Below are 203 nucleotides of genomic sequence, written 5' to 3' on the forward strand. Positions count from 1 at the left end.
CTAAATTATACGTAGAAAAACTTTTACCATCCTGAACAGTTGCTAATTGACCATTTTCCGTTACGTTAACGCTAATAATTTCTTGGTTCATAGAAAACTTTGATATCTCAGATAAATCAAGCCGATCATTTTTATTATCAGAAGGTAGCCCATAGAATAAGCTCTTACTACCATAAAGCCAAGCTTGGTTACCATTTGAGACC

The 203-nt window shown here is 34.0% G+C and carries 1 protein-coding gene; it reads right to left on the reverse strand.

Annotated elements, in window-relative coordinates:
- Positions 1-203: hypothetical protein (locus tag AACQ14_RS24655; protein ID WP_339366161.1), on the reverse strand; the 203-nt coding region annotated here is incomplete at both ends.

Source organism: Vallitalea maricola, from assembly GCF_036985595.1.
Lineage (GTDB): Bacteria > Bacillota > Clostridia > Lachnospirales > Vallitaleaceae > Vallitalea > Vallitalea maricola.